This is a genomic window from Chimaeribacter coloradensis, assembly GCF_002858715.1.
GTDB classification, from domain to species: Bacteria; Pseudomonadota; Gammaproteobacteria; order Enterobacterales; family Enterobacteriaceae; genus Chimaeribacter; species Chimaeribacter coloradensis.
Map to the genome: position 1 here is coordinate 190,621 of NZ_PJZH01000001.1, position 24,828 is coordinate 215,448.

General features: G+C 55.8%; 24 protein-coding genes and 1 tRNA gene. 12 read left to right on the forward strand and 13 right to left on the reverse strand.

Annotation, left to right across the window (positions count from 1 at the left end):
- Positions 1-13: 13 nt before the first annotated feature.
- From pqiA to CYR32_RS00795, 5 genes are all read left to right on the forward strand, one after another.
- Entirely contained in the window at positions 14-1,303 is a 1,290-nt protein-coding gene (gene pqiA / locus CYR32_RS00775; RefSeq protein ID WP_101821582.1) for a membrane integrity-associated transporter subunit PqiA, read from the forward strand.
- Entirely contained in the window at positions 1,290-2,930 is a 1,641-nt protein-coding gene (pqiB, locus tag CYR32_RS00780; RefSeq protein WP_101821584.1) for an intermembrane transport protein PqiB, read from the forward strand. Before pqiA ends, pqiB begins: the two co-directional genes overlap by 14 nt.
- Positions 2,927-3,499: a membrane integrity-associated transporter subunit PqiC gene (gene pqiC / locus CYR32_RS00785; protein WP_101821586.1), complete on the forward strand. Its 573-nt coding sequence runs from the start codon at positions 2,927-2,929 to the stop codon at positions 3,497-3,499. The genes pqiB and pqiC overlap by 4 nt, the downstream gene beginning before the upstream one ends.
- 281 nt (positions 3,500-3,780) lie before the next feature.
- On the forward strand, positions 3,781-3,951 hold the full coding sequence (gene rmf / locus CYR32_RS00790; protein WP_072926843.1) for a ribosome modulation factor: 171 nt from the start codon (positions 3,781-3,783) through the stop codon (positions 3,949-3,951).
- 860 nt (positions 3,952-4,811) lie between these two features.
- Positions 4,812-6,911, forward strand: a complete 2,100-nt coding sequence (locus CYR32_RS00795) for a phage tailspike protein (protein ID WP_101821588.1) — start codon at positions 4,812-4,814, stop codon at positions 6,909-6,911.
- Between the two features lie 171 nt (positions 6,912-7,082).
- Here the strand turns inward: CYR32_RS00795 and fabA are convergent, their stop codons facing one another.
- Together fabA and CYR32_RS00805 are read right to left on the reverse strand one after the other, a co-directional pair.
- Positions 7,083-7,601, reverse strand: a complete 519-nt coding sequence (gene fabA / locus CYR32_RS00800; RefSeq protein WP_072925683.1) for a bifunctional 3-hydroxydecanoyl-ACP dehydratase/trans-2-decenoyl-ACP isomerase — start codon at positions 7,599-7,601, stop codon at positions 7,083-7,085.
- Between the two features lie 67 nt (positions 7,602-7,668).
- On the reverse strand, positions 7,669-9,420 hold the full coding sequence (locus tag CYR32_RS00805) for an AAA family ATPase (protein WP_165698158.1): 1,752 nt from the start codon (positions 9,418-9,420) through the stop codon (positions 7,669-7,671).
- Between the two features lie 210 nt (positions 9,421-9,630).
- Here CYR32_RS00805 and matP point away from each other — a divergent pair, with 210 nt between their 5' ends.
- Positions 9,631-10,086 carry a macrodomain Ter protein MatP gene (gene matP, locus CYR32_RS00810; RefSeq protein WP_101821592.1) on the forward strand — a complete coding sequence of 152 codons (456 nt, stop codon included), beginning with the start codon at positions 9,631-9,633 and terminating at the stop codon, positions 10,084-10,086.
- 120 nt (positions 10,087-10,206) lie between these two features.
- Here matP and ompA read toward each other — a convergent pair whose 3' ends face one another.
- The gene (gene ompA / locus CYR32_RS00815) at positions 10,207-11,277 is read right to left on the reverse strand and encodes a porin OmpA (RefSeq protein ID WP_101821594.1); all 1,071 of its coding nucleotides are present in this window, start codon (positions 11,275-11,277) and stop codon (positions 10,207-10,209) included.
- A gap of 356 nt (positions 11,278-11,633) precedes the next feature.
- Complete coding sequence (gene sulA, locus CYR32_RS00820) at positions 11,634-12,140, reverse strand: SOS-induced cell division inhibitor SulA (RefSeq protein ID WP_101821596.1); 507 nt, start codon at positions 12,138-12,140, stop codon at positions 11,634-11,636.
- A gap of 214 nt (positions 12,141-12,354) precedes the next feature.
- Here sulA and CYR32_RS00825 point away from each other — a divergent pair, with 214 nt between their 5' ends.
- Complete coding sequence (locus tag CYR32_RS00825; protein ID WP_101821598.1) at positions 12,355-12,981, forward strand: TfoX/Sxy family DNA transformation protein; 627 nt, start codon at positions 12,355-12,357, stop codon at positions 12,979-12,981.
- A gap of 44 nt (positions 12,982-13,025) precedes the next feature.
- Here CYR32_RS00825 and yccS read toward each other — a convergent pair whose 3' ends face one another.
- Both yccS and CYR32_RS00835 read right to left on the reverse strand, forming a co-directional pair.
- A complete protein-coding gene (yccS, locus tag CYR32_RS00830) occupies positions 13,026-15,161 on the reverse strand; it encodes a YccS family putative transporter (RefSeq protein ID WP_101821600.1) in 2,136 nt (711 codons plus the stop codon).
- 83 nt (positions 15,162-15,244) lie between these two features.
- Positions 15,245-15,682, reverse strand: a complete 438-nt coding sequence (locus CYR32_RS00835) for a YccF domain-containing protein (RefSeq protein ID WP_101821602.1) — start codon at positions 15,680-15,682, stop codon at positions 15,245-15,247.
- A 166-nt stretch (positions 15,683-15,848) separates the two neighbouring features.
- Here CYR32_RS00835 and helD point away from each other — a divergent pair, with 166 nt between their 5' ends.
- On the forward strand, positions 15,849-17,891 hold the full coding sequence (gene helD, locus CYR32_RS00840; RefSeq protein ID WP_101821603.1) for a DNA helicase IV: 2,043 nt from the start codon (positions 15,849-15,851) through the stop codon (positions 17,889-17,891).
- A gap of 18 nt (positions 17,892-17,909) precedes the next feature.
- On the opposite strand, the gene CYR32_RS00845 is transcribed toward helD, so the two are convergent.
- Positions 17,910-18,368 carry a methylglyoxal synthase gene (locus tag CYR32_RS00845; protein ID WP_101821605.1) on the reverse strand — a complete coding sequence of 153 codons (459 nt, stop codon included), beginning with the start codon at positions 18,366-18,368 and terminating at the stop codon, positions 17,910-17,912.
- 136 nt (positions 18,369-18,504) lie between these two features.
- On the reverse strand, positions 18,505-19,182 hold the full coding sequence (locus CYR32_RS00850) for a DUF2057 family protein (RefSeq protein WP_101822137.1): 678 nt from the start codon (positions 19,180-19,182) through the stop codon (positions 18,505-18,507).
- Between the two features lie 273 nt (positions 19,183-19,455).
- On the opposite strand from CYR32_RS00850, the gene CYR32_RS00855 reads away from it, so the two are divergent.
- Positions 19,456-19,875: a CoA-binding protein gene (locus CYR32_RS00855; protein ID WP_101821607.1), complete on the forward strand. Its 420-nt coding sequence runs from the start codon at positions 19,456-19,458 to the stop codon at positions 19,873-19,875.
- A 57-nt stretch (positions 19,876-19,932) separates the two neighbouring features.
- Here the strand turns inward: CYR32_RS00855 and hspQ are convergent, their stop codons facing one another.
- Both hspQ and rlmI read right to left on the reverse strand, forming a co-directional pair.
- Complete coding sequence (gene hspQ, locus CYR32_RS00860; protein WP_101821609.1) at positions 19,933-20,250, reverse strand: heat shock protein HspQ; 318 nt, start codon at positions 20,248-20,250, stop codon at positions 19,933-19,935.
- Between the two features lie 64 nt (positions 20,251-20,314).
- Positions 20,315-21,505 carry a 23S rRNA (cytosine(1962)-C(5))-methyltransferase RlmI gene (gene rlmI / locus CYR32_RS00865; protein ID WP_101821611.1) on the reverse strand — a complete coding sequence of 397 codons (1,191 nt, stop codon included), beginning with the start codon at positions 21,503-21,505 and terminating at the stop codon, positions 20,315-20,317.
- 91 nt (positions 21,506-21,596) lie between these two features.
- On the opposite strand from rlmI, the gene yccX reads away from it, so the two are divergent.
- Positions 21,597-21,875 (forward strand): acylphosphatase, encoded by a 279-nt coding sequence (yccX, locus tag CYR32_RS00870; RefSeq protein ID WP_101821613.1) that lies wholly within the window; start codon positions 21,597-21,599, stop codon positions 21,873-21,875.
- 3 nt (positions 21,876-21,878) lie between these two features.
- On the opposite strand, the gene tusE is transcribed toward yccX, so the two are convergent.
- Together tusE and yccA are read right to left on the reverse strand one after the other, a co-directional pair.
- Entirely contained in the window at positions 21,879-22,208 is a 330-nt protein-coding gene (gene tusE / locus CYR32_RS00875) for a sulfurtransferase TusE (RefSeq protein ID WP_101821616.1), read from the reverse strand.
- Positions 22,209-22,325: 117 nt separating this feature from the next.
- Entirely contained in the window at positions 22,326-22,982 is a 657-nt protein-coding gene (gene yccA / locus CYR32_RS00880) for an FtsH protease modulator YccA (protein WP_101821618.1), read from the reverse strand.
- Between the two features lie 219 nt (positions 22,983-23,201).
- Between yccA and CYR32_RS00885 the strand changes: the two genes are divergently transcribed.
- Together CYR32_RS00885 and CYR32_RS21600 are read left to right on the forward strand one after the other, a co-directional pair.
- Positions 23,202-23,289: transfer RNA gene (locus CYR32_RS00885), tRNA-Ser, on the forward strand.
- Positions 23,290-24,037: 748 nt separating this feature from the next.
- Positions 24,038-24,202: a hypothetical protein gene (locus CYR32_RS21600; protein WP_165698159.1), complete on the forward strand. Its 165-nt coding sequence runs from the start codon at positions 24,038-24,040 to the stop codon at positions 24,200-24,202.
- Between the two features lie 19 nt (positions 24,203-24,221).
- On the opposite strand, the gene CYR32_RS00890 is transcribed toward CYR32_RS21600, so the two are convergent.
- Positions 24,222-24,821, reverse strand: a complete 600-nt coding sequence (locus CYR32_RS00890) for a cupin (protein WP_101821620.1) — start codon at positions 24,819-24,821, stop codon at positions 24,222-24,224.
- Positions 24,822-24,828: the final 7 nt, after the last annotated feature.

Here is a 24,828-nt window from a genome sequence, read left to right on the forward strand (position 1 = left end):
CGTTGAGAACACCATGCCGTTGAGAAGTGACGCGGTGAACGCGCATCGTTCTGATAACCCCCTGTTATGCCCGCAATGTGACCTGATGGTCGCTTTACCGGCATTATCTCCCGGCAGCCGGGCAAATTGCCCACGTTGCCACACCACCCTCTATACCGCCTGGCCTGAACCGCGCCGCCGCCCGATGGTGTTTGCCGTCAGCGCCTTGCTGATGCTGCTGCTGGCCAACCTTTTTCCATTTATCAATATCCATGTCAAAGGGCTGAGCAGCGAAATTTCGCTCTACCAGATCCCGCAGGTCATGATGTCCGAGGATTACGCCAGCATGGCCGGGCTGTTCATCCTGTTTGTGCAGCTGGTGCCCGCTTTCTGTATGGTTACCATCATTCTGCTCTGCCAGCGGGTGCGGATGCCGCAGCCGCTGAAAGTCAGGCTGGCCCGCTGGCTGTTTACGCTGAAAGCCTGGAGCATGGTGGAGATTTTCCTGGCCGGGGTGCTGGTCAGCTTCGTCAAACTGATGGCCTACGGCAATATCGGCGTGAACCTGAGTTTCTACGCCTATGTGCTGTTCTGTTTGTTACAGCTGCGCGCGTTCCAGTGCCTTGACCGGCGCGCCATGTGGCATGACATCGCCCCTGCGCCGCCGCTTAAGCGCGCGCTGCGCGTGGGGGAGAGCGGGTTGCAGCAGCAGTTGCGCGCCTGCCCCTGCTGCGCCGCGGTGTTGCCGGCGGAACAGGAACGTTGCCCGCGCTGCCTGACCAAAGGGCACCTGCGCAAAAAGCACAGCCTGCAATGGACCATGGCGCTGCTGATCACCGCATTCCTGCTCTATATTCCGGCCAATATCCTTCCGATCATGAATACTGAACTGCTGGGGAACCCGGCCCCGTCTACCATTATGGCGGGGGTGGTGCTGCTCTGGAGCGACGGCTCCTACCCGGTGGCAATGGTGATCTTTATCGCCAGTATCATGGTGCCGACCCTGAAAATGATGGCCATCGCCTGGCTCTGCTGGGATGCGCGCCACCCGGAGCGGCAGCGCGACAGTGAACGGATGCACCTGATTTATGAGGTGGTGGAGTTTGTCGGGCGCTGGTCGATGATCGACGTGTTCGTGATCGCCGTGCTGTCAGCACTGGTCAGAATCGGGCAGTTAATGAATGTGTACCCGCAGATCGCTGCGGTGCTGTTTGCCATGGTGGTGATCCTGACCATGATCGCCGCCATGACCTTTGATCCCAGATTGAGCTGGGACGGTCTGAATAGAAAAAACCAAAAGGAGCTGCACCTTGACAGCAAATGAAGGCACCGCACGGGTGGAGAAGATCAAACGCTGGTCACCGGTATGGATTGTGCCGATCGTGACGGCCCTGATTGGCGCCTGGATCCTGTTTTACCACTTCAGCCATCAGGGGCCGGAAGTGACCCTGATCACCACCACGGCAGAGGGCATCGAGGGCGGCAAAACTGCAATCAAGAGCCGCAACGTTGACGTTGGCCGGGTCGAGAGCGTGACCCTGAGTGATGACCTGAACCATGTGATCCTGAAAGCCCGCCTCAACCCGGACATGCAAAAGCTGCTCAAGGGCGACTCCGCCTTCTGGGTGGTCAAACCGCAGATCGGCAAAGAGGGGGTCTCCGGCCTCGGCACGCTGCTTTCCGGTGCCTATATTGAGCTGCAACCGGGCCGCAAAGGTGAAGAGCCGGCACAATACCAGCTGCTGGATTCACCGCCGCTGGCCGCGCCGGACGCCAAGGGCATCCGTGTGGTGCTCGACAGTGAGCGCTCCGGCCAGCTTAACCCCGGCGATCCGGTGCTGTTCCGCGGCTACCGGGTCGGGTCAGTGGAAACCAGCCAGTTCGATACCAAAACGCGCTCTATGCATTACCAGCTGTTTATCAATGCGCCGTATGACTCACTGGTGACCAGCAATGTGCGCTTCTGGAAAGACAGCGGCGTCAATTTCGATATGTCTGCGCAGGGTATGCGGGTCGAGATGGGGTCGCTGACCACCCTGTTCAGCGGCGGCGTCAGTTTTGACGTGCCCAACGGCTGGGAGCGCGGGGAGCAGGCGCAGGAACATGCTGAGTACACCCTGTTTGACGACCAGCGCAGCATCCAGGATTCGCTCTACACCGAGCACCGCGATTTTGTGATGTTCTTCTCTGACTCGATCCGTGGCCTCTCGCCGGGCGCGCCGGTGGAGTTCCGCGGCATCCGCCTCGGGACGGTCTCCTCTGTGCCGTTCACGATTCCCGGCATCGAACAGCAAATTGACAGTGATTACCGCATTCCGGTGTTGATCCGTATTGAACCCGATCGCTTCACCAAGCAGCTGGGTAAACACTTTGATATGGAAGCCGCGCTGAAAGATGCCCTGCAACGTGGCATGCGCGCCTCCCTGAAGTCAGGCAACCTGCTGACCGGCGCACTCTATATCGACCTCGACTTCTACCCGAATGAGAAGCCGTGGAAGGGGCCGCGCCAGCTGGGCGGGTATGAACTGCTGCCGACCACCAGCGGCGGCCTGGCGCAGATTCAGCAGAAAGTGATGATGACGCTGGACAAGATCAACGCCTTGCCGCTGAACCCGCTGATTGAAGAGGCCACGCAGACGCTGGCGCAGAGTAAGCGCACGCTGGCGGAGACGCAGCGCACCATGGCAGCGCTGAATAAAATCACCTCCAGTAAAGAGATGCAGAACCTGCCGGCTGACATGCAGAAAACGCTGCTTGAGCTGAACCGCAGCATGAAAGGCTTCCAGCCCGGCTCCCCGGCCTACACCAAAATGGTGGCGGATATGCAGCGCCTGGATCAGGTGATGCGTGAACTGCAACCGGTGTTGCGCACCATCAATGACAAGAGCAACGCGCTGGTGTTTGAAGCATCGGAAAGCCCTGACCCTCAGCCGAAGAAGGCCAAAAAATGATGAAATGGATACTTCCCGTTACGCTGGCTGCCTTGCTGGCCGCGTGCAGCAGCAGTGATGACAGCGACAAACACTACTACCAGCTGCCGGACCTGCCGGCCGCCACCGCCCCGGCCCCGGCCGCTACGGCACAGGTTGCACAACGCCAGTTGTGGATTGAGCACGTCGGGGTGGCGGATTACCTGAACGGCACCGGCGTGGTCTACCAGACCAACGATGTGCAGTACGTCATCGCCAAAGATAACCTCTGGGCCAGTCCACTGGAGCAGCAACTGCAACAGACGCTGGTTACCCAGCTGAGCCGGGATTTGCCGGGCTGGCTGGTCTCTGCCCAGACGCAGAGCAACGATCAGGAGGTGCTGAACGTCACGGTTACCGGCTTCCACGGGCGTTATGACGGCAAGGCGGTGGTCAGCGGGCAGTGGACGCTGACACGCGACGGGCAGACGCTGACTCAGCCGTTCAGCCTGCAACTGGATCAGCCGGAAGATGGCTATGACAACCTGGTCCGGACACTGGCGCAGGGCTGGCAGCAGCAGGCTGCGGTGATTGCTGCCTATGTAAAATAGTCAGCGAAAAAGCGTTAAAGCCCGGTAAGCGGATCGCGTTGCGCGGTTCGCCTGCCGGGCTTTTTTATCGGTTTCTTATTAAACAACAGGTTACGCCATCATCATTTACATCAGTGAGTTACTTGATTCTCCTCATATATCTCACAAATGTGACATTGGCGTGAATATTGCGCATTGATCTTCACGCGTTAAAGGACTATTGCTTAAACGTGGCGTACGCAGACTGCGGCGACCACTGTTTTCTTTCCACCAGACCATGAATGAGGGAAATAAGGCATATGATGAAGAGACAGAAACGCGATCGCCTGGAACGGGCACATTCACGCGGGTATCACGCAGGTATTTCAGGTCGTCCCAGGGAATTATGTCCCTATCAATCGTTGGACGCCCGGTCTCACTGGTTGGGAGGTTGGCGACAAGCCATGGAGGACAGGGCCGTGACCGCTGCATAAGCGGCGCCCTGTACGAAAAGGGAAGAACCTCCGCCAGGCGCGGAGGTTTTTATTGGGGGCTGGGTAGCAGACTTCACCACGTCCTCATCAACATTTTACGATTTCATTTTAAGCGTGACATTTTCAACGGTCGTTTCTTCACTCCGCATTACCCGCCACCGCCTACCTTCCTGGAGCCTTAACATTATTTTCATAAAGCCAAATATGCACTTGTGATGATTATAATTATCTGAATGCTTCATATTTTCTGAAATTAATTTATTGCAGGTTTTTATAAATTTCGTGACTAACTAGTCGCAATGAGATAGGGGGTGTTTTTAGTGGATTCAGATTGAATATTTCAAGAATACGACGCTCGGTTTCCCCTATCCGCTAATAACTGGTCATGATTTTTCTTATTAAGAAAAAATACATCATGGCTAAAAATAATAGCTATGATCTACACTTTTAATTGGTATGAATCGTTATGGATTAAGAGATTTTCTGAAATTTAGCCTCAGGCAGATTGGTTAGTAAAATTAATTGTTAAGGATAAATAAAATGACAAATTATAAAAATTAAATTTATTTATTATGATAAATTAATCTATATTTTCTCTTGGAAATGTCCGCTCAAAAACTTAAGCTTGCATGTATCTATAATTAATTATTATGAATTGATAATCGTATAATTAGTATGGGTATGTGTTTTAGGTTTACTTGGGCTTCAGAATTGTGGCAGGAGTCAGCTCAATGTTGTTGCGAGGCTTATTTATTTTTGAATAAGTATAGCAATGGTTACCTTTTCTTTGAGTCCTTCTGGTCCGCTGTTCGTATATTCTTTCATTCTTACATCTGCCCTATTGGATTTGGAAAAGCTCAATGTCTGAAATTAATGCAAATGTTATTATTTCAATGCCATCCTCTCCCTTTACCTTAGCCACTTCGTTTAAGGCTGCATCAGGCGGAAGTGTTTATATTGGAAAAGTGAATACTGACCCTTTCCATCCTGAGAACCAAGTTCAGGTTTATCTGGAAAAAAGGGAAGGTGAAATTGTACCTGTAGCACAACCGTTGTTACTTAATTCTGCAGGCTATCTTGTTTATGAAGGGGCGATAGCAAAATTTGTTACTGATAAAAACCATAGTATGACGGTATTTGACGCCAGCAACGTACCACAATTTTATTACCCCGATATTTTAAAATATGAGCCCGATCAGTTTAAACGGCAACTGAGTGGCTCTGATGGCCTGAAGTACATTGGCCGATGCCCTGATATTGGTATGCTGCGTATAACCGAGCCAAATGAAAAAAATCAATTAATTGATGTTGTAGAATACTTCCAAGGATGCAGTTTTGGAGGGGGATATTTCATTTATGATGACACGGATAAAGAGAGTGTAGATAACGGTGGCTCGATTATCGCTACTGCCGGAGGCCACCGCTGGAAACGCCGGGAAACATATCTGCTGCCTGTCCACTTTGGTGCTGTTCCCGATGGAAAAACGGATGTTACTGACAGCATGCGGCGGTATATCGCCGCTTCAGCAAGAGGTACCGTTGATTTTCGAAATGGATTCTGGCGCATTTCATCTACCCTGGACTTAACTCATGTGGCGACTATCATTACTGACGGCACATGCGCATTTAAAGTCAATCCCTTTAGTTTTTCAGGAGAATGGGCGATGACTATCGGTCATCCTGATAGGGGGGCTTACGCGGGCAGAGTTGCAAAGTTCGTTATTCAAGGGATATTAACGATTGATAGTGACAGCCGGTCAGTGCCTTTAAACGGGTTATATATGAAAGGAAGCTGGTTTGTTGTAGACCATATACGTGTCACCAATTTTAATGGGACAGGAATTCACCAGTCTGCGGTGTGGGACTCAACATTTAAACGATTGTCTGTAGAACTCTGCGGCAATTCAGAAAAATATGCATGCTCTTTAAATGGTGGAGGAGATACTTACAACACAACCCATATTGGGGCATTACAAGCCGAGCAATCTTATGACAAAGCATTATGCATCACCGGCATCCGAAACGTGATTGAAAATATCCATTGTGAAAGAACGTATATCACAACACTCGATGACGGAAATACGAAACTTCCGTCTGGCCTGAAGTATACAACCTGTGACTTTAATATAGGTAACTCGACAATAAACCAGGCTATTATTGATGCCTATACAGGCTCTACCACACCTGACGGGATCGCATGTATTACAGATGTACCCTCTATTTCCTTATCGCTTGATTACTCAGAGGCGAGGAATATTAATGCAACAAATGGGATCCTAAGCTGCGCCTTTGGCCATCAAACATTATATAGTACAATAGTGGCAAAAAATTTTCACATTGTAGAGCCAGCTCAAAAAATAACAGTAGAAAACCCACGTATATCTGAAAAGATTTGCATTGGTTCTGAAGTTATTATCAATAACGGCATGATTAATATTTTTACCCCAAATAATAATGCTAGGAATATAATTATTAATGGCGGCGAGATAAATAAAGTGGACTTTGGATCGCATATTCGTGGTCATATTACTTTTAATAATGTGGCAATAACTGGGGAGATCGGAGATTTAAAAAGCCCGCCATATAAAAATACTAACAGTGTTATCGGAATGCAATTTCCACCAACAACTTTTAATAATTGTCAATTGGAAAGCGTGGTAGGTGCCTGGAACTCCAGGGCTATATTTAACGGAGGTGCCATTAGAAGTGTTAATCTTAATTCACAAAGTGCTTTTGAATTTTATAACGTCTCGATAGGAACGTTCAATTACTCAGGTAATACTGCATTTATTACTCGAGGGGTAAAGGCTGAAAACGTGTTACGGTGGGCAGAACCAAGGCATTTTCTATACCCGGCCGGCACGATTACCGAGCGGATAGGGCCGGCAACGAACTGCGGCATAATTTATTTATGCAGAAGCAATACAGAGGTAAAATGGACGCCCATCATGTCAGTCTAATGGAATGTTAAATTCCTTAAAAAGCAATAGAGTGAATGACTCTGATGAGTGTTAGATTAATGCAGGTAAATTTGTTACAGCAATTATTATAGTGTTTTTCTAAAAAAATCCATTAGTTATAAATAAGGCGCTACTTACTTTCAGGCAGCGCCTTTAAAATTAACAGAGGAATCAGAAGACGCTGGTGTCTTTGAACAGGCCCACTTTCAGGTCACTGGCGGTATAGATGACTTTACCGTCGACCAGTACTTCACCGTCTGCCACGCCCATGATCAGTTTACGGTTGATCACGCGTTTGAAGTTGATGCGGTAAGTCACTTTTTTCGCGGTCGGCAGCACCTGGCCGGTGAATTTCACCTCGCCCACGCCCAGCGCACGGCCTTTGCCTTCGCCGCCCAGCCAGCCCAGATAGAAGCCGACCAACTGCCACATCGCATCCAGACCCAGGCAGCCCGGCATGACCGGGTCACCGATAAAGTGGCAACCAAAGAACCACAGGTCAGGGTTAATATCCAGCTCTGCTTCCACGTAGCCTTTATTGTGGCTGCCGCCGTCTTCGCTCATTTTGACGATGCGATCCATCATCAGCATGTTGCCTGACGGCAGCGGCGGGCCGCCGGCACCAAAAAGTTCACTGCGGCCAGAGGCTTCCAGATCTTCTTTCGTGTAAGAGTCGCGTTTTTCTACCATGTCGATGTAAGCCTTATTTTAATGAAGGTCGCAGATTAGCTTACAGGTGTAAGCTTAACAACTCCGATCAGCCGCGGTTAAACCAGTTTAACCAGCGTAAGAACCACGGCAGATGCCGGCGTTCATGCGCGTTGACCTGTGCTATGCGATCCTGAATGGCGCCCAGCAAGCTGGGTTGCTGATCGTCAGCATATGTTACGCCTGTGATTATCGTTAATGCCTCAGCAGCGGAAGAGACAGCCCAGATATGGAACTGCCCATCACGCACGGCATCCACCACCTGCTGTTGCAGGCAAAGGTGGCGCAGGTTGGCCTGGGGCAGAATCACGCCCTGTTTGCCGGTCAGCCCGCGCCGTTGGCAGACTTCAAAGAAGCCCTCAATTTTTTCGTTAACGCCGCCGATAGGCTGCACATTACCGAACTGATCCACTGAGCCGGTGACGGCAATCTGCTGGTTGATCGGCTGTTGTGCCAGTGCGCTGATCAGCACACACAACTCCGCCAGCGAGGCGCTGTCACCATCCACTTCACCGTAGGACTGCTCAAACACCAGTGACGCCGAGAAGGGCAGGGGCTGGTCCTGATCCAGTTCGGAAATCAGGTAGGCCTGCATAATCATCATGCCTTTGGCATGGAGATTACCGCCGAGTTCCGCTTTACGTTCGACATCATTAAACTCGCCATCGCCCGCATGCACCACGCAACTGATGCGGGAAGGTTCGCCAAAGGCACGCGGGTGGCCGGGGTACTCCAGCACCGACAGGCCATTAATCTGGCCAATGACTTCGCCTTCGGTTTCAATCAGGATCTGGCCCAGCTCAATCTCATCCTGCATCCGCTCCGCCAGGTAGCTTTCGCGCCAGGCTTTGGCCTGCAATGCGGCATCAAACGCTTTTTCATCCAGCAGCGTCTCTTCATTATAGAGGGCCGCTTCAGAGAGCAGGGCGCTGATCCACTCCGGGCAGAGGGGCAGGCTGCCCTGATCGCCACTGAAACGTACCGCCTGCGTCAGCAGCAGCGGCCAGGCGTCAGCGGCCGGGCGCGGCAGCGCCAGGTTGTCGGCCAGGGTGTTGATATAGGCGCACCAGGTGGCCATATCTTCAGGCTCGGTCAGCGGCAGCTCACCTTCGAACTCACCATATAACCCATGCTCCGCCAGCTCCGGTTCCATCTCATTAAGATCGGCCAGGCCGGGGCGGTCACCGACGATAATCACCTTGAGGTCGAGCGGCATCGCCGGGATGTTTACCGGCAGCGGGCGCGCCTCATCCGGCGAGATCCAGCGGAACAGCCCTTCACTGACAATCTGCTTCAGCCGAAGCCACATCAACGGCTGCGCCAGCAGGGTACGGGCGCTGAGGATCAGCACCCCGCCATTCACCTGATGCACGGCACCGGGATGCAGCACCACCTCTCCATTCAGCAGGCCAGCCCGGCCAAACAGCTGCTCCGGCTCAATCCACTCCCGGTAGAGGCAGCGTGTGTCCGCGATAAACGGGCCGCGCTGCGGCAAGGAGGCCGCAAGGCTGACCTGCGTTCCGGTAACCTGATAGTGGCTGCCGACCGGCTGTTCACTCTCCGGCAGCAGTGTGTCGACCACGTCAGCGATCACTGCGAGATAGGCACGACTCTCCTGGGCTTTAACCGTCATGATGCGCGGGCGTGACTGAGGATGGCAGAACAGCGTCAGGCCATTTTCCAGCCGGGGCTGGGTCACTGCGAAGGGGATCGGAGCCATGTCAGGCGCCGTAGCGAATAATGTCTGATAAGGCGCGGCGTCAGGGATGAGTGACTGCCATTCAAGTCGGTTATTGGTCAAAGTGTTAGGATCAATCAGTCAAAAGGGAAAGGGCGATTATACAAGAATAACGAAGGCTGCATATAAGCAGAGTCATTCTTCAGCAGACGCACAGGGCGAATCGCAAAAAGGTGAATAAAAAACGCACAAGCGAAGCGGTGAAAATTCATAAAAAACTCTTTCTAAAACTGTTATGCTTAAGAAAGTTACACGGTCACATAAAGGCTCGCGATGAAATATCAGCAACTGGAAAATCTGGAAAGCGGATGGAAATGGAAATACCTGGTGAAAAAGCACCGGGAAGGGGAACGCATCACCCGCTACCTTGAGAACAGCGCTGCGCAAGAGGCCGTGCAAGAGTTACTGAACATGGAAAACAACCCGGTCAATGTGCTGCAATGGATGGCCCGGCATATGAACCCGGCGCTCGACAACCGCATGAAGCAGACAATCCGTGCCCGTCGCAAACGCCATTTCAACGCAGAGCATCAGCATACCCGCAAGAAATCTATCGATCTGGAATTCCTGGTCTGGCAGCGGCTGGCAGGGCTGGCGCGGCGGCGCGGCGTGACGCTGTCAGAAACGGTGGTGCAGCTCATCGAAGATGCAGAACGCAAAGAGAAATATGCCAGCCAGATGTCCTCCCTGCGGCAGGATCTGCAGGAAATCCTCGCCAAAAAAGAGTAGTTTCCCCCAGCCTTTGTGCACCCCGCCCGGTACCGTTCTCTGTGAAAAGAGGACGTTTCGTGAGACGCAGCCATAAAAAAACCCCGCCGGAGCGGGGTTTTTAGATCAACGATGTTTAACTTAAGCCTGTGGCTGAGTTACAACGTCTTTGATGCCTTTAACTTCGATCTCTACGCGACGATCCGGGCCCAGGCAGTTGATCAGGGCAGCACGGCCTTTCACGCTGTCACAGGTAGAACCGGTAACCGGCTGGGATTCGCCCATGCCACGTGCGGAGATTTTGTCAGCCGGGATACCTTTGGATACCAGGTAGTCCACAACGCTCTGAGCGCGCTGCTCAGACAGTTTTTGGTTGTACTGGTCAGAACCGATACGGTCGGTGAAGCCCAGAACAACAACGGAACCGTCTTTCGGATCCATGGAGCTCAGCTGGGAGTACAGCTGATCCAGAGCCTGCTGGCCTTCGCCTTTCAGGGTGGATTTGTTGAAGTTGAACAGAACGTCAGACTTCAGGGTGAAACGCTTGGTTTCAACAACCGGAGCCGGTGCCGGAGTCGGAGCCGGTGCCGGAGCAGCCATGTCGTCCTGGCCGAAGCGGTAAGAAACACCCAGGCTCAGCATGGCGTTGTCAGGACGTGCGCCCACGGTCGCAGCGTCACCGATGTTGTTAACCCACTGGTAGTCCAGGCGGGTAGCCCAGTTTTTGGTCAGTGCGTATTCAACACCAACAGCAGCCAGCGGGGAAACGCCGGTGTCGTGGTCGCTGATGCGGTTGCCGTTCACAGAAGCAGTGGAGTCAGCACGCCATACCATGCCGCCCAGACGGGTGTACAGGTCCAGGTCGTCATAGATCGGGTAGCTCAGTTTAGCTGCCAACTGAATACCCTGTGCCTTGAAAGCACCGTTGTTGACGCTGCCTTTGTAAGGCATACGGCCAAGCCAGTCATATCCCATTTCAAAGCCCAGGTATTGGTTCGCTTGGTAGCCCGCGAACGCACCTGCACCCAATTGGCTGTCGTGGGTTGGGCCATTGCCAACACCGTTGTAGCCATTACCATAGAAACCTGTGTCGTGGAACTGAGACCAGCCCACTTTAGCACCGGTGTACCAGGTGTTATCTTTCGGGGCGGCTTGCGCTACGGTAGCGAAACCTGCCAGTGCCACTGCTAATGCGATAGCTGTCTTTTTCATTTTGCGCCTCGTTATCATCCAAATAGGCAATGAGCTTTAAGCTGTTATAAGCCCTTGGTTAAAATCCTTCGCCAAGGTTATTGCTTCCGTTAGTAACTTTGCCAATTGATTTGGCCTTATAGAGCAACCTTGGCGATGTAAAGTCTACAACGTGGCGTGAAACTTACAAGTATGAAGTTTTCGCACCCCCCTAAAAAGGCGCAAAACGTACATAATTTTTAACATGTTCGGTCAATTGGTGACGAAATTACGTGAAAAAAACCCTTAACAAGCGGTAAACAAGCCGCCAAAACCGCACGCAAAAGCGGTTTCGACGGAAAAAAAGGCTTTTTTCATGAGAATATTCTTAATTTGTTTCAATGATAGCGCGAAGAGTGAATTTTAAGTGAAGGCAGATGTCCCCGCGGTGCCCGCTCCTCATACTGCGGGCGCATAATGAAGCCATAAGCACAGCCTGATTGCGCGGCCCGCTGTAACCTTTCCCGTTCTTTATCGGTCAGTTCCGGTAACCAGCCCAACACAACGCTGTAATTGCCGCTTTGCAACGCTTTTTCCATCGCATCCACGGTAGAGGTGGGCTGGATAGCGCGCAATTGCACAACTTTATCCACCGGCAGGCCGGAGTGGCGCAGCCAGTTGCGGCTCAGTTTCTGTTGCGGGGCAAGCCAGAGCAGCCAGCGGGACTGCGCACCCAGGTGGTGGAGCAGGGGGAGGAGAATCTGGGCCAGAGCAGGCTGATCTTCACTGTAAACGAACTCACTGATCAAACCGCCGAGATGACTGGAGGATGCCTCAAAAGAGGGGGACGGCATAGTTATCTGAGCGTGCTCGCCGGCCTGATAGTTATAAGAAGATGGACGCATAGTTTCCCTGCCCTGATGTCACTGTATGTATATACAGTATCTCCACTTTCCGCAAAGATCAATGCGATTCTTACAATACGTCTCGCAGATTTGATACGTAATCCCGTGTAACGGCATTTTGTCATTGGCAGTGCCGGGAAGTTTGCGTATTTTGTAATTCGTTGTTCTTAATGCAGTTATTAGGTAACGAATATATTTACTAAAGGAAATAGTAATGAAGAACCTATACGAAAAAAGGATCGATCAGACAAAACGGACGCTGGCCTCGTTGGGTGAAATCCGTACGCGCCCGCAGTTCGGCGGCTACGGAATCGTGATAGACAACATTATGTTTGGCCTGTTTTTGCAGAGTGAACTTTATCTGCGGGCCACACAGCAGACCGAAGCGGTATTCCATCAGCACCAGATGACGCGGCTGTGTTATCTCCGGCGCGGCCTGCCCCTTACGCTCTCTTATTACCAGCTTACCGGGGCCATCTGGCAGGACCCGGCCCTGTTTCTGCACCTGGCCACGCTGGCACTGGACGGTGCCCGGCAAGACCATGCGGAGAAGCAGCAGCGTGCGCGCCTGAAAGGGTTGCCCAATATCAGTGCCCATCTGGAAAGCTTACTGTTGCAGGCCGGCATCAGCAGCCGGGAGCAGTTAAAAGCGCAGGGTGCGAAGGCGTGTTACCTGAAACTCGACACGGATGAGATTCCGCTGAGTATTAAAGTGCTTTATGCCCTGGAGGGGGCCGTGACCGGTTATCACGAAGCGGCATTACCGCCGGAAAAACGCAAGGAACTGCGTCACTGGTATGAGGCCCGGCACCCGGCCGCGGCCACCAAATTCCGCCGTTGAAAGGGGGAGCCGGCACCCGGCCGGCTATCCGATGTGCCTGTGGTTCACTCTGCCGGGTGGTTCAGCCGCTGGTGCAGGGCGATGAGCTCAGGCAGCAGGCCGAGGATCAGCCCCACCTGTTGCAAAACCAGTTGTTCACGGCTCTCCGGCTCCGGCACCACTGCCGCCACACGTTGGGCAAGGCCTGCCAGCAGCCGTTGCAGACGCCCGGCATCCTGCGTCATCAGGTGCAGTGCCCCGTCCACATAACAGGCGGTATCATCCAGAATGCTGAGGACGTCACTCTGCTTCAGCTGCCCGCGGTGCGCGCCCAGGGCCGAAATATAGCTCAGCAGCGTATGGTTCAGGCATAACAGCCGGAACGCCTGCTCCTGCACGGTGCCGCTGTTTTTCGGCTCCGACGACATACTGGAGATAACGGACGCCAGTTCCGCATTGCTGTTGTGGGCGTCCCGGCGGGCGATGCGGTAATCCAGCCGGTTATCACGGCCCTGATGGTACTGAACCAGAATGGCATCCAGATAGCGGCAGTTCGCGTTCAGTGACTTATCGATCACCAGCGGGAGTTGGCGGAAACGCCAGTCCGGCCAGATAAAGGTCACTGCCGCCCAGGCGATGGCGCAGCCCAGCAGGGTATCGATCACTCGCGGCAGCGCTACCTCAAACCCTTCGCCCAGCAGGTTAAAGCAGAGCAGCACCAGGAACGTAATAAACATGGTGGCGTGGGCATACTGCACATTGCGGAAAGCGAAAAACAGCACGCCGCTGATCACAATCAGAATGAGCTGCCCCTCGGTCGAGGGCACGAAATAGAGGATCGGCAAACCCAGCAGCACCCCGGCCAGGGTACCGATAATCCGCAATGCCAGCCGCCGCCGGGTGGCGTTGTAGTTGGGCTGGCAGACGAACAGGCTGGTCAGCAGGATCCAGTACCCATGATCCATCCCGGTTATCTGAATAAACGCGTAACCGGCACAGAGCACCACAGACATCCGGATCGCGTGGCGGAACAGGGCCGATTGCGGCGTCAGGTTACGGCGAAAACGCAATAGCATGTCACCCCAGCCGGAGAGGCGCTCCTCGGCGAGCCGGGACTCCTGCTGCTGGCCGGTCGCCAGTGCCTGCTCAGATTCAATGTTTGCCAGCTGGGCATCGATCGCGCGCAGGTTTTTCAGCAGGTGTTGCAGCGCGCGCAGCAGATCGCGGTTATCCGGGTCTTCGGCCAGGCGGGTCAGCGTCGCCTGTAACTGGCCGAAGGCCCGTTCGAACTGGCTGTTATGCTGGTAGGTCTGTTGCAGCAAAATGCACTGGGCCAGATGCTGGCAGGCGCGCGCCTGCATACTCAGCATGCGCTGGAAGCGGAACATAATGTCGCTGTAGCGGAATGTCTCATTCAGCTCGCGGTATTGCGCATGGGTGGAGCTGGCGCGCTCGTGAATATCCTGGGCGGCGAAATAGTAGTGCAGGGAGCGGCGGGTGCCGCGCTGGCCCCGGTCGCCTTTCAGCCGGGTCAGCAGTGAGACCTTGGTCTGGTTAAGCGTGGCCACCAGGGCGCTGTTGGCCATCGCCACCTCAATCAGCGCCTGGTTTCCCTCTTCCAGATCGGGATCAAACAGGTTCGATTTGGCATCTAAATAGTGCGCCAGCTGGTCAAAGCTGCGGGCTATCTGCTCCTGCAACGGGCGGATGGGGAAGATCAGGTGCCCCATCAGCGTCAGCAGGTTGTACCAGACCGCCCCGGCCAGCAGCAGCAGCGGTTGCTGATACCAGACGTGGTACATCGATGTACCCAGCATGGTGTACACCGCGATCAGCAACGCGCCGAAAGCGATGGTGGCGTAGCGCTGCCCCAGCGCGCCCAGCAGAATAAAGCCGCAGGTTGAGAGCATCAGCCCGGCGGCAAACAGCCAGGGGTGAGGGAACAGCAGCTCAATAGACGCAGAGGCGACAAAAAAGCAGAGCAGCGTAATAAACAGGTTACGCAAACGGCCGGTGAGGCGGTCATCAAGGTCGGCCAGGGCTGCAGCCACCACCCCCAGCGTCAGCGGGATGGTGAGCCGCGGCTCCCCAAGCCACCACGGCACCGCCGCCGCCCCGGTCAATGCCAGGGTGATGCGGACAGAATAGAGCAGACTGCTGTTATAAAAGTACCGGCGCAGGCCAGAGGCATAAGCGAGCACAACACACTCCGGAAAAAAGAGAGTCAGCCCGGCACAGTGCCGGGAAGGGGGGCAGAGGCGCGAAAGCCTCTGCCCGGCATCGGTCAGCGGCGGGCGTTATTGACCCGGGCCTGCTGGGCCACTTCCACCGGCACGACGCGGCGGCCTACCGGCCAGAGGGCGATGGCCGCAATTTTGAAGTTGGCGATGCCCACCGGAATACCGATAATTGACAGGCACTGCACAATCCCGGTCGCAATATGGGAGAGGCAGAGCCACCAGCCAAACAGCACAAACCACACAATGTTCAGCAGGGTGCCGCCGCCGCTCAGCAGAGGATTACGGCGCCCGGGGTGAAGTTCATCAACATGGATCGCCTCATTGCCGTAAGGCAGCAGCGAAAGTTTGGTAATCTCCCAGCATGAGCGGGTCAGCGGCAGGGTGAAGATCAGCACCACACTGACCACGGTAGCCAGTACCCAGGCCAGAGTGGTAAAAAACCCGCCGAGAACGAAATTTAAGATATTCAGTACAGTACGCATAATGAGAAATGTGCTCTAAATAAAAAATCAACAGGGATGTGCGCACGCGATGGCCGTGCCACACCCCGGGAGTCTACTCTTTTTTTCGCGCGGGAGCGCCTATCCCTGTCACAGGTGACGGTGCCCCGCACCATTAAAAAGCCTTTTACTTTCATGGCGCAGAATTATGGAACTCAAAGCGACATCACTCGGCAAACGCCTGGCCCAGCACCCCTATAACCGGGTACGGCTGCTGAATGCGGGCGTTGAAGTCAGCGGCGATAAACACCACTACCTGATCCCGTTTAATCAGCTGGTTACTCTTCAGTGTAAACGAGGAATTGTGTGGGGGGAGCTGGAGTTTGAGCTGCCGGAAGGGAAAGTGGTGCGTTTGCACGGCACCGAATGGCAGGAGACCCAGCGCTTCTACCATCATCTTACCGCGCTCTGGCAGCGCTGGAGCGAAGAGATGGCGGCGATCAGCGCGCAGGTGCTGGCGTCGCAGCAGGCCGCCATTGAACAGGCGGAACAGCAGCCCTGCTGGCTGACGCAACGGGCCTTGTCAGCGCTGCAACAGGAGATACGCGAGGCGTTTCAGGCGTTGCCGATGCCGGTAGAGAGGATGGCGGAGTTTGACGCCTGCCGTGAGGCGTTCAGCCACTGCCGGCGCTGGCTGGAAGAGGGCGCGAAACAATGTGCGGCGCGTAACCGGGCCTGGGCCGAACGCATGATGAAAGCGCACGCCCCGCTCTTTACCGCAGCAGAACAGGGCGCGCTGAACATGCAACAGGCGCTGGCGGTGGTCAATGGCGAAGAGGCGCTGCTGGTGTGGGGCGGTGCGGGCAGCGGCAAAACCACGCTGCTGGCCGCGCGCGCCGGCTGGCTGTTGCAGCGGGGCGAGGCCGCCCCTGAGCAGATTCTGTTGCTGGCCGCAGGCGCACAGGGTGCGCAGGCGCTGAACCAGCGTATCACTGCCCGGCCGGGCATGGCAGGTGTGGGCGCTATGACTTTTCAGGCACTGGCGTTACAGATCATCCGGCAGGGCGGGCGCAAGGTGCCGGGCGTCAGTAAACTGGAAGAGGATGATAATGCGCGGCGCAAGCTGCTGCTCAAGGCCTGGCAACAGCAGTGCGGGGAGAAAAAAGCGCAGGCCGCCGGCTGGTGCGCGCTGCTGACGGATGAGCTGGGTTGGGAGATCCCGGATAAAACGTTCTGGAAAAACCGCGCGCTGGGAGAAAAGCTGGTGGGGCGGCTGGATCAGTGGCTGGCGCTGATGCGGGAGCATGGCGGCAGTCAGGCTGAGATGCTGAACGACGCACCCGGGGCGCTGCACGCCGCGTTCCAGAAACAATTGCGCCTGCTGGCCCCGCTGCTGAAAGCCTGGAAAACCGCCCTGAAAGAGCAGGGCGCGGTGGACAGCAGTGCGCTGATGCATCAGGCGCTGGATGTGCTCAATAAAGGGCGCTTTGTCAGCCCGTGGAAACAGATTCTGGTGGACGATGTGCAGGCGCTCTCCCCACTGCAGGCGGAACTGCTGGCTGCACTGAAGGCGCAAAACAGCCGCACCGGGCTGTTTGCCGTTGCGGACGGCGCGCAGGTGATTCAACCGGCTGAGGGCGGGCCGGCACTGTGGGCCGATCTTTTCGATGACGAAAGCCGGCAGTGCGTGCTGGAGACCACTTACCGCCTCGATGACCAGATGGCAGACCTCGCCGCCAGCCTGTGCCCGCCGCGCGGGCCGGGTAACCTGCCGTTGACCAGCCTGCGCCGCGGGGATAAAAAAAGCGTGCTGCTGCTGCCGGATGACCAGCTGGATGCCCTGCTGGATAAATTGAGTGGCTTTGTGCGTGACGACCAACAGGTGCTGCTGTTGGCGCATGATGCCGCGCTACGCCCCGCCTCCCTTAAGAAGGCGGCGACCCGCTGGCCCAGGCTCAACCTGACGTTTGCCACCCTGGAGGCAAGCCAGGGGCAACAGGCGGATTACGCCATTGTGCTGGGGCTGGAGGGCGGAAGTGACGGCTTCCCGGCCACGGCCGGGGAGACGGTGGCTGAGCAGGTATTGCAGCCGCAATGGGCGAAGGTGGCTGAGGCACAGGCGCGCCGGTGGCTCTATGTGGCGTTAACCCGGGCGCGTGAGCGCGTATGGCTGCTCTACTCCCCTGTTAACCCGTCGGGCTTTGTGGAAACGCTGAAAAAACGGGGCGTGCCGGTGCAGCGTAAGCCATAACCGGCGCGCCCCGGCAGGTTATTTCAGGCGGTCTTGCAGGTAGCGCTGATAGTCAGGGATCGTGACCTGCACTTCCTCGCGGAACAAACTGGACTCAATCAGGAAATCGGCCGTGGAGCGGTTATTGGCGACCGGGATGTTCCACACCGTCGCCAGCCGCAGCAGCGCTTTCACGTCCGGGTCGTGCGGCACGGCGTTGAGCGGGTCCCAGAAGAAGATCAGCATATCGATTTTGCCTTCCGAGATCAGCGCGCCGACCTGCTGGTCCCCGCCCATCGGGCCGCTGAGCATACTTTTCACCTCAAGCCCGGTGGCGCGCTGCACCAGATTGCCGGTGGTGCCGGTGGCATACAGCACATGCTCCGCCAGCAGCGCCTTATTCGCATCAACCCAGTTCAGCAGGATATGTTTACAGTGGTCGTGGGCAACCAGCGCGATGTGTTTTTGTTTGCCGATGGTGCGGGTGGTGAATTCCATATAAATGCCCTTTATCAAAGGTAAGAGATAACCGACAGATTACTGAAACTGCTTTTCTCTGCAAATGGCGGATGGCTGAAAAGGGCGGGGAAGGGCAGGAAAAAGCGCTTTTTGGCGTAAAAAGCGCCTGAAAAGGTTAATGCGTAGGGTGTTTGTCTGCCCAGTTCAGGAAACGCGCCCGGGTGGCGCTGTCCGCCTGCTGGAACCAGTATTGCAGCATCTGTTCAGACACGTTCTCGCCCTGTACGGTGACAGACGCCTGGCTGATGTTACCAACTGCCCCCGGCAGTGCCGGGCTGCCCATCACCGGGGCCATGGAGCGCAGTGCCGCCACGGATGCCGCCTGGTCAGCGCCGTTATACTCCGCCATCGCTTTTTCCAGGTCAGCGCCCAGGCTCAGGCCGGGGATCTGGAGCGTGTCGCGCCGCACCGGCAGCGGCTGTTTGTTCTCATCAACAATCTGGTAATCCGGTGTGGCGTCAAAACGCTTGCCGTCGCCGTCATTCTCCAGTCGCGGCAGGGCAACCCGCAGCGCGCCCTGGGCCGGCGCCTCAAAGGCCGCAATCTGCGGGGAGGAGTGATATAAATACTGGTCACGCGCGCCGGAGCGGAGCACTTTGGTGACGCGGAACAGAAGCTGATGCTGGCCTGCCGCCAGCGTCAGCTGATTAGCCCCTTTCAGCGGCGACCCCGCCACCTTTTTCCCATCGACAACCAGCACATCCATCTCCGGCGTCAGCGCCAGTGTGGCCGCCGCCACGGGCAGGCAAACAGAGAGTGCCAGTAGGCCGGATACTACCCATCCTTTTTTCATTTGCAGTTCCTCAATAAAAAAGTCGGGCGTATTGTCCGGCAACCTCAAAGGGGAGTCAAAGTCTTTCATGTTTTTGATTTATATGTATTTTTTACGTAAATAATAGCGACGTGAAGCATGCATTTTATTGATGAAAAGCAGTGGAAACCCGGGCGCTGTTTCAGCGCGGCGAGGCTATTTTTTCAGGGCAGCGCTAAAATAATGCCGTGTGCCGGTGTAACCGGCGTGCGTGGAGTACACTTGGCTGACCATCACGTTAAAGGGAGCATCAGTATGCAAGACAGCGACATTGCACAGGTATTGAAAACGGCAAAAACCATTGCGCTGGTCGGGGCGAGCGATAACCCGGGGCGGCCAAGCTACGGTGTGATGGCGTACCTGCTGTCACAGGGGTATGAGGTCATCCCGGTCAGCCCCAAACTGGCGGGCACCCACCTGCTGGGGCAGCCGGTGGTCGCGTCACTGAAAGAGATTGGCCGCCATGTGGATATGGTGGATGTGTTCCGCAACACCGAGGCTGCTTATGGAGTCGCCCAGGAGGCGATTGAGATCGGGGCGGATGTGCTGTGGTTGCAAATCGGGGTGATTAACGAGCAGGCAGCAGTGCTGGCACAGGATGCCGGGCTGAAAGTGGTGATGGATCGCTGCCCGAAGATTGAGATCCCGCGTCTCGGCCTGCACCGCGCCGCCTGACGCGCCCATAAAAAAGCCCAGACAGTGTCTGGGCTCCGGCGTTTCTCAGCAGCATCATTAATGGCGCAGACGCGGCGCCTGAAGCTGGTGGCGGATGTTCTCCGCCAGCTCATCCAGGGAAGGCTGTTCAGGATGGGCGTCTGCCACTTCCCTGTCCAGTTGCGCTTCAGCCAGGTAGGTATGCACCGGCTGACCTTGCTCATCTTCCATGACCACGTGATACCAGGGTGCGAAACGCAGGCGGTCGCTACCGGCGACCTCTTCCGCACTCGGTTTTTCCAATGAGTATTCCGGGTCAATGTCGATAACGACGCCCAAAAAACCCAGCAGCTTGTGGCGTACCTGCTGGCCAATACCAAATTTGCTGGCAATCATGATGACCTCCTGAGAAACCGTGCCTTTGCCTCTCATAAATGGGGGCAAAGGCGACGTTTTCAAGTTACATCATCCGGCAGGCAAAGCCTTTCAGATAGAGGCCTTCAGGGTAAGGCGCGATAACCGGATGATCCGCCGCCTGGCGGAACTGCTCTATAAATTGTACATCACGCCCGGCATCCACTGCGGCATCGGCCAAAATTTTCTGGAACAGCTCGACCGGCATCAGGCCGGAGCAGGAGAAGCTCAGCAGAATGCCGCCGGGGGAGAGCAGCTGCATCGCCAGCATGTTGATGTCTTTATAGCCGCGGCACGCGCCGGCCAGCTGGTTTTTGTTCTCAACAAATTTCGGCGGGTCCATCACAATCAGGTCGAAGGTTTCCCCGCGGTCGCGGTAGGCGCGCAACAGCTGGAACACATCATCCCGGACGAAGTCCGCTTTGCTGAGGTCAAGCTGGTTAAGCTCAACGTTCTGGCGGGCGATGTCCAGCGCGGCCTGGGAGGTGTCCACGCTGGTAACATGCGCACAACCGCCCATCAGCGCGGAAACGGCAAACGCCCCGGTGTATGAGAAGCAGTTCAGCACCCGGCGGCCTTCCGCATAACGGCGCGTGGCCAGGCGGCTGTCACGCTGGTCCAGGTAGAAGCCGGTTTTGTGGCCCTGCTGGATATCTACCAGCAGCTGCATGCCGTGCTCGGTGATCGGCAGCAGGGCAGGCGGCATCTCGCCCAGCACATGCCCCTGGGCCAGCGGCAGGCCCTCTTTTTTACGTACCGCCACGTCGGAGCGGTCATAAATGGCGCACTCCGGGAAGCACTCCTGCAGCGCGGTCAGCAGCGCGGCGCGCTGGAATTCCGCCCCGGCGGAGAGCAGTTGCAGCACCAGGAAGTTCTGGAAGCGGTCGATGGTGATGCCCGGCAGGCCATCAGATTCACCGGCAATCAGGCGGTAACCGTTCAGCCCGTCACGTTTGGCCAGCCAGTCACGCCACTGCTGTGCCTGCTTCAGGCGGCGGACAAAGAAAGCGGTATCGACGCTTTCCTGCTTGTCGAACGTCCAGACGCGGGCGCGGATCTGCGACTGCGGCGAGTAAGCGCCGCGCGCCAGCCATTTACCCTGGTTGTCATAGATTTCAACGGTATCACCGGAGGCACCTTCGCCTTCAACGCGTTGAACAGCACCGGAAAACACCCACGGATGGCGGCGCAGCAGGGATTTTTCGCGCCCTTTGGCGAGATATAAACGTACGGTCATAATATAAAGGCTGCCAGCTTAAAAAAAAGAGCGACATTGTCGGAGTATGACGCCGAAAATGCAATGAATCACACCAGATGAGGAGAAGATTATGGCAAATGTCTGTGTTTCTGCCTATGTCTATGGGCTTGTGCAGGGCGTCGGGTTCCGTTACTCGACACAGCACCAGGCAAAAGGGCTGGGGCTGACCGGCTACGCACGCAATATGGATGACGGCAGTGTGGAGGTCGTGGCCTGCGGCACGCAGGATAAAGTGGATCAGCTGATCGCCTGGCTGAAACAGGGGGGGCCGAAAAGCGCCCGGGTTGACCGGGTATTAACCGAGCCGAAAGCCGCCGGGGAATACAGCGACTTCAGCATCCGTTATTAACGATCAGAGGCATTTTACCGGTTTGGGCAGGCCTGCAATTTTGGTGGCCTGTTTGGCCGGCCCTTTGGGAAACAGGCGGAACAGATAGCGGCTGTTGCCTTTCTCTTCACCATATTTCTGCGCCATCGCTTTGACCAGCATCCGGATAGCCGGTGAAGTGTTGAACTCCAGGTAAAACGCGCGCACGAAATGTACCACTTCCCAGTGCGCCCCGGTCAGGGTAATCCCTTCCTGCTCCGCCAGCAGCGGTGCCATCCCTTCCTGCCAGTCGGCACTGTTTTTCAGGTAGCCCTGGGCATCGGTGTCGATGGTGCGGCCTTCAAACTCAAACATACAACCTCAGAAACGGGGAAAAACGGCGGGCAGTTTAACAAAGTTGGGGCGGTGCCAACAATATCATGCGGGGGCAATCTGTGCGTCACCCCGCCGGAGCGGGGTGAGCAGGGGGCGTCAGTTACTGCGGGCGAACCCCAGCAGGCTGAGCAGGCTGACAAAGACGTTATACAGTGACACATAGAGGCTCACGGTGGCGCGGATATAGTTGGTCTCCCCGCCGTGGATGATGTTGCTGGTCTCCCAGAGGATGGCCCCGGAGGAGAACAGGATAAACATCACGCTGATGGCGAGGTACAGCGCAGGGATCTGCAGGAACAGGTTCGCCACCACGGCCACCAGCAGCACCACAAACCCGGCCATCATCATGCCGGAGAGGAATGACATGTCTTTACGGGTAGTCAGCACATAGGCCGAACAGCAGAAGAACACCAGCGCGGTGCCGCCAAGCGCCAGCATAATAATGTCACCCGCGCCGGCCGAGAGCAGCGAGCTCAGGATCGGGCCGAGGGTATAGCCCATAAAGCCGGTCAGGGCGAAGGCTGCCAGAATACCGGCCGGGCTGTCCGCCAGGCGGTAGGTCAGGAACATCAGCCCATAGAAACCCACCAGCATCAGCAGCAGGCCGGGGGCCGGCAGCATCAGCAGCGTACTGGCCGTTGCCGTCAGGGCGGAGAAGCCCAGCGTCAACGCCAACAGGAAATAGGTGTTACGCAACACCTTATGCGTGCTCAACAGCGAGCGTTCACGTGACGAAACGACGATACGATCCATATGCGATCCCACCAGAGATAGTGAAAAGAAACAGAATCATAGAAAGTTGGCGGCGCGCGGCAAAGCCGTTTTACCCTTCTTTACGCGTGTTTGACGGCTGAAAAAGCGTCATGCTGCGGATTTTTACAGCGATTGAGTGCCGTGCGTCTATTTTTCAGTCGATTGAATCAACTCATGCTTTACAAGCGGATCAGGGATGTTTATAGTTCGCGTCGTTGCGGAGGAGTGGCCGAGCGGCTGAAGGCAACGGTCTTGAAAACCGTCGATGGGCGACTATCCGTGAGTTCGAATCTCACCTCCTCCGCCATCAAATTTAAGGGGTTGCCGAAAGGCAGCCCCTTTTGCTTTCAGGGCGTTTCACCACGCGCGTTCCGCGCTCCCCACCGTACCGGCCCTTCTCGCGGTTTACCCCGGCTAAAACGTGATCCAGTTCTGAATTATGTGCAGAACACACTGCGTTCACCGTGAAAGTGATCGGCGTCACGACAATGACGTCAGAGATAAATTAGGATTAATGCCAATAGACGAACGGAAGTTGTCTGATTGGTGTTCCGTTAAAGAGCTGACTTGCCTGACAACCGGAGATAAGCGCCGGGGAACATCACCTTTCCTGACTGGACTTCTGTAGCGGTAAATCTGAAGTATTGCCAGATAAGTAAAACGATGTGGTTCTCAAAACATACCCTGCCTGGTGCAGGGTTTTTTTGTCCCCGCTCACAGGCTGCAGGGGAGCCGATTTTCCACCTGCCACAGATGGCAGAACGTTTATGGATTGTTTATCATATGTTCATAATGGTCGTGAATGAATCAGCCCGGATACTGTGCAGGCCGCCCGGCGGGGGAACCCCCGCAGGCGGTGATGAACAGGGTGGGCGGCAGAGTGAGATGGTGTGAAAAATAGTTCTTCTCTCCCGGAGAAACCGCCGTACCAGGAGACCCTGGGAGACGCGCAGTTTGCTGTCGCGGTATTGGTGTTAACCTCCTGTACATTAATCATTTTTACGCTGATCATTACGCTGCTGTTGACATAACGGACGACGCAGGGAGCCGGTGAGATGGAAAAAAAACGTATTGATGACAATAAGCTGATTGCAATCATCGCGTTGCTTGCCTCCAGCCTGATTGTGGTCTCTGTGTTGTTCGGCATGACGTATTTTTCAGACCTCAAAAACCATGATGCAGCGCGGCTGGATGTCAAAAGCTGCTACATCAAAGAGTAATGCCCCCGGGCAGGCGGCGTCACAGCCCGGCCCAATATTTCAGCGCCCCTTCACTGTGCCCGGTCACCGGGTCACTTTTCGGCAGCGGCACCCCGTGCGCCGCCTTCAAACGCTCCGCCAGCTTTTCAGGTTCATCCCGGCATAAATCGGGGCTGAACCCGGACGGGTAGGCACCTACCAGCATAAAATCCTTATCGGCCGCGATCTGTTTATGGCCGACGCCCGCCGGGATCAGCAGCACATCCCCGACCCCGACCCGGTGGATGGGCCCCTGTTCGCCGCCCAGTTGCAGTTGGGCCGCGCCGGCATAGCAGCCCACTACTTCGTGGGTAGTGATGTGGAAATGGGTGAAGGGGTAGACCGGGTAGCGCCACTGCGGCGGCCAGCCGTTGGCCATAAACAGGTGCTCCAGGTAGGCCGCGTTGTCGGCGGTGTCCGGCGGAATAACATGGTGATAGAGCATCACCGGGTAGTGGCTGTTCGGCACGCCGTGTGCCGGGGCGGTCAGGGCAATCCTCTCCATGGCAACCTCTCGTGATTGTGCGCGGGCAAAGGGGCAAAAAGGGGCAGCGGCCAGTAACGCCAGCGCGCTGCAGAACCGGCGTCGGTCAATCGGCATCCACGTT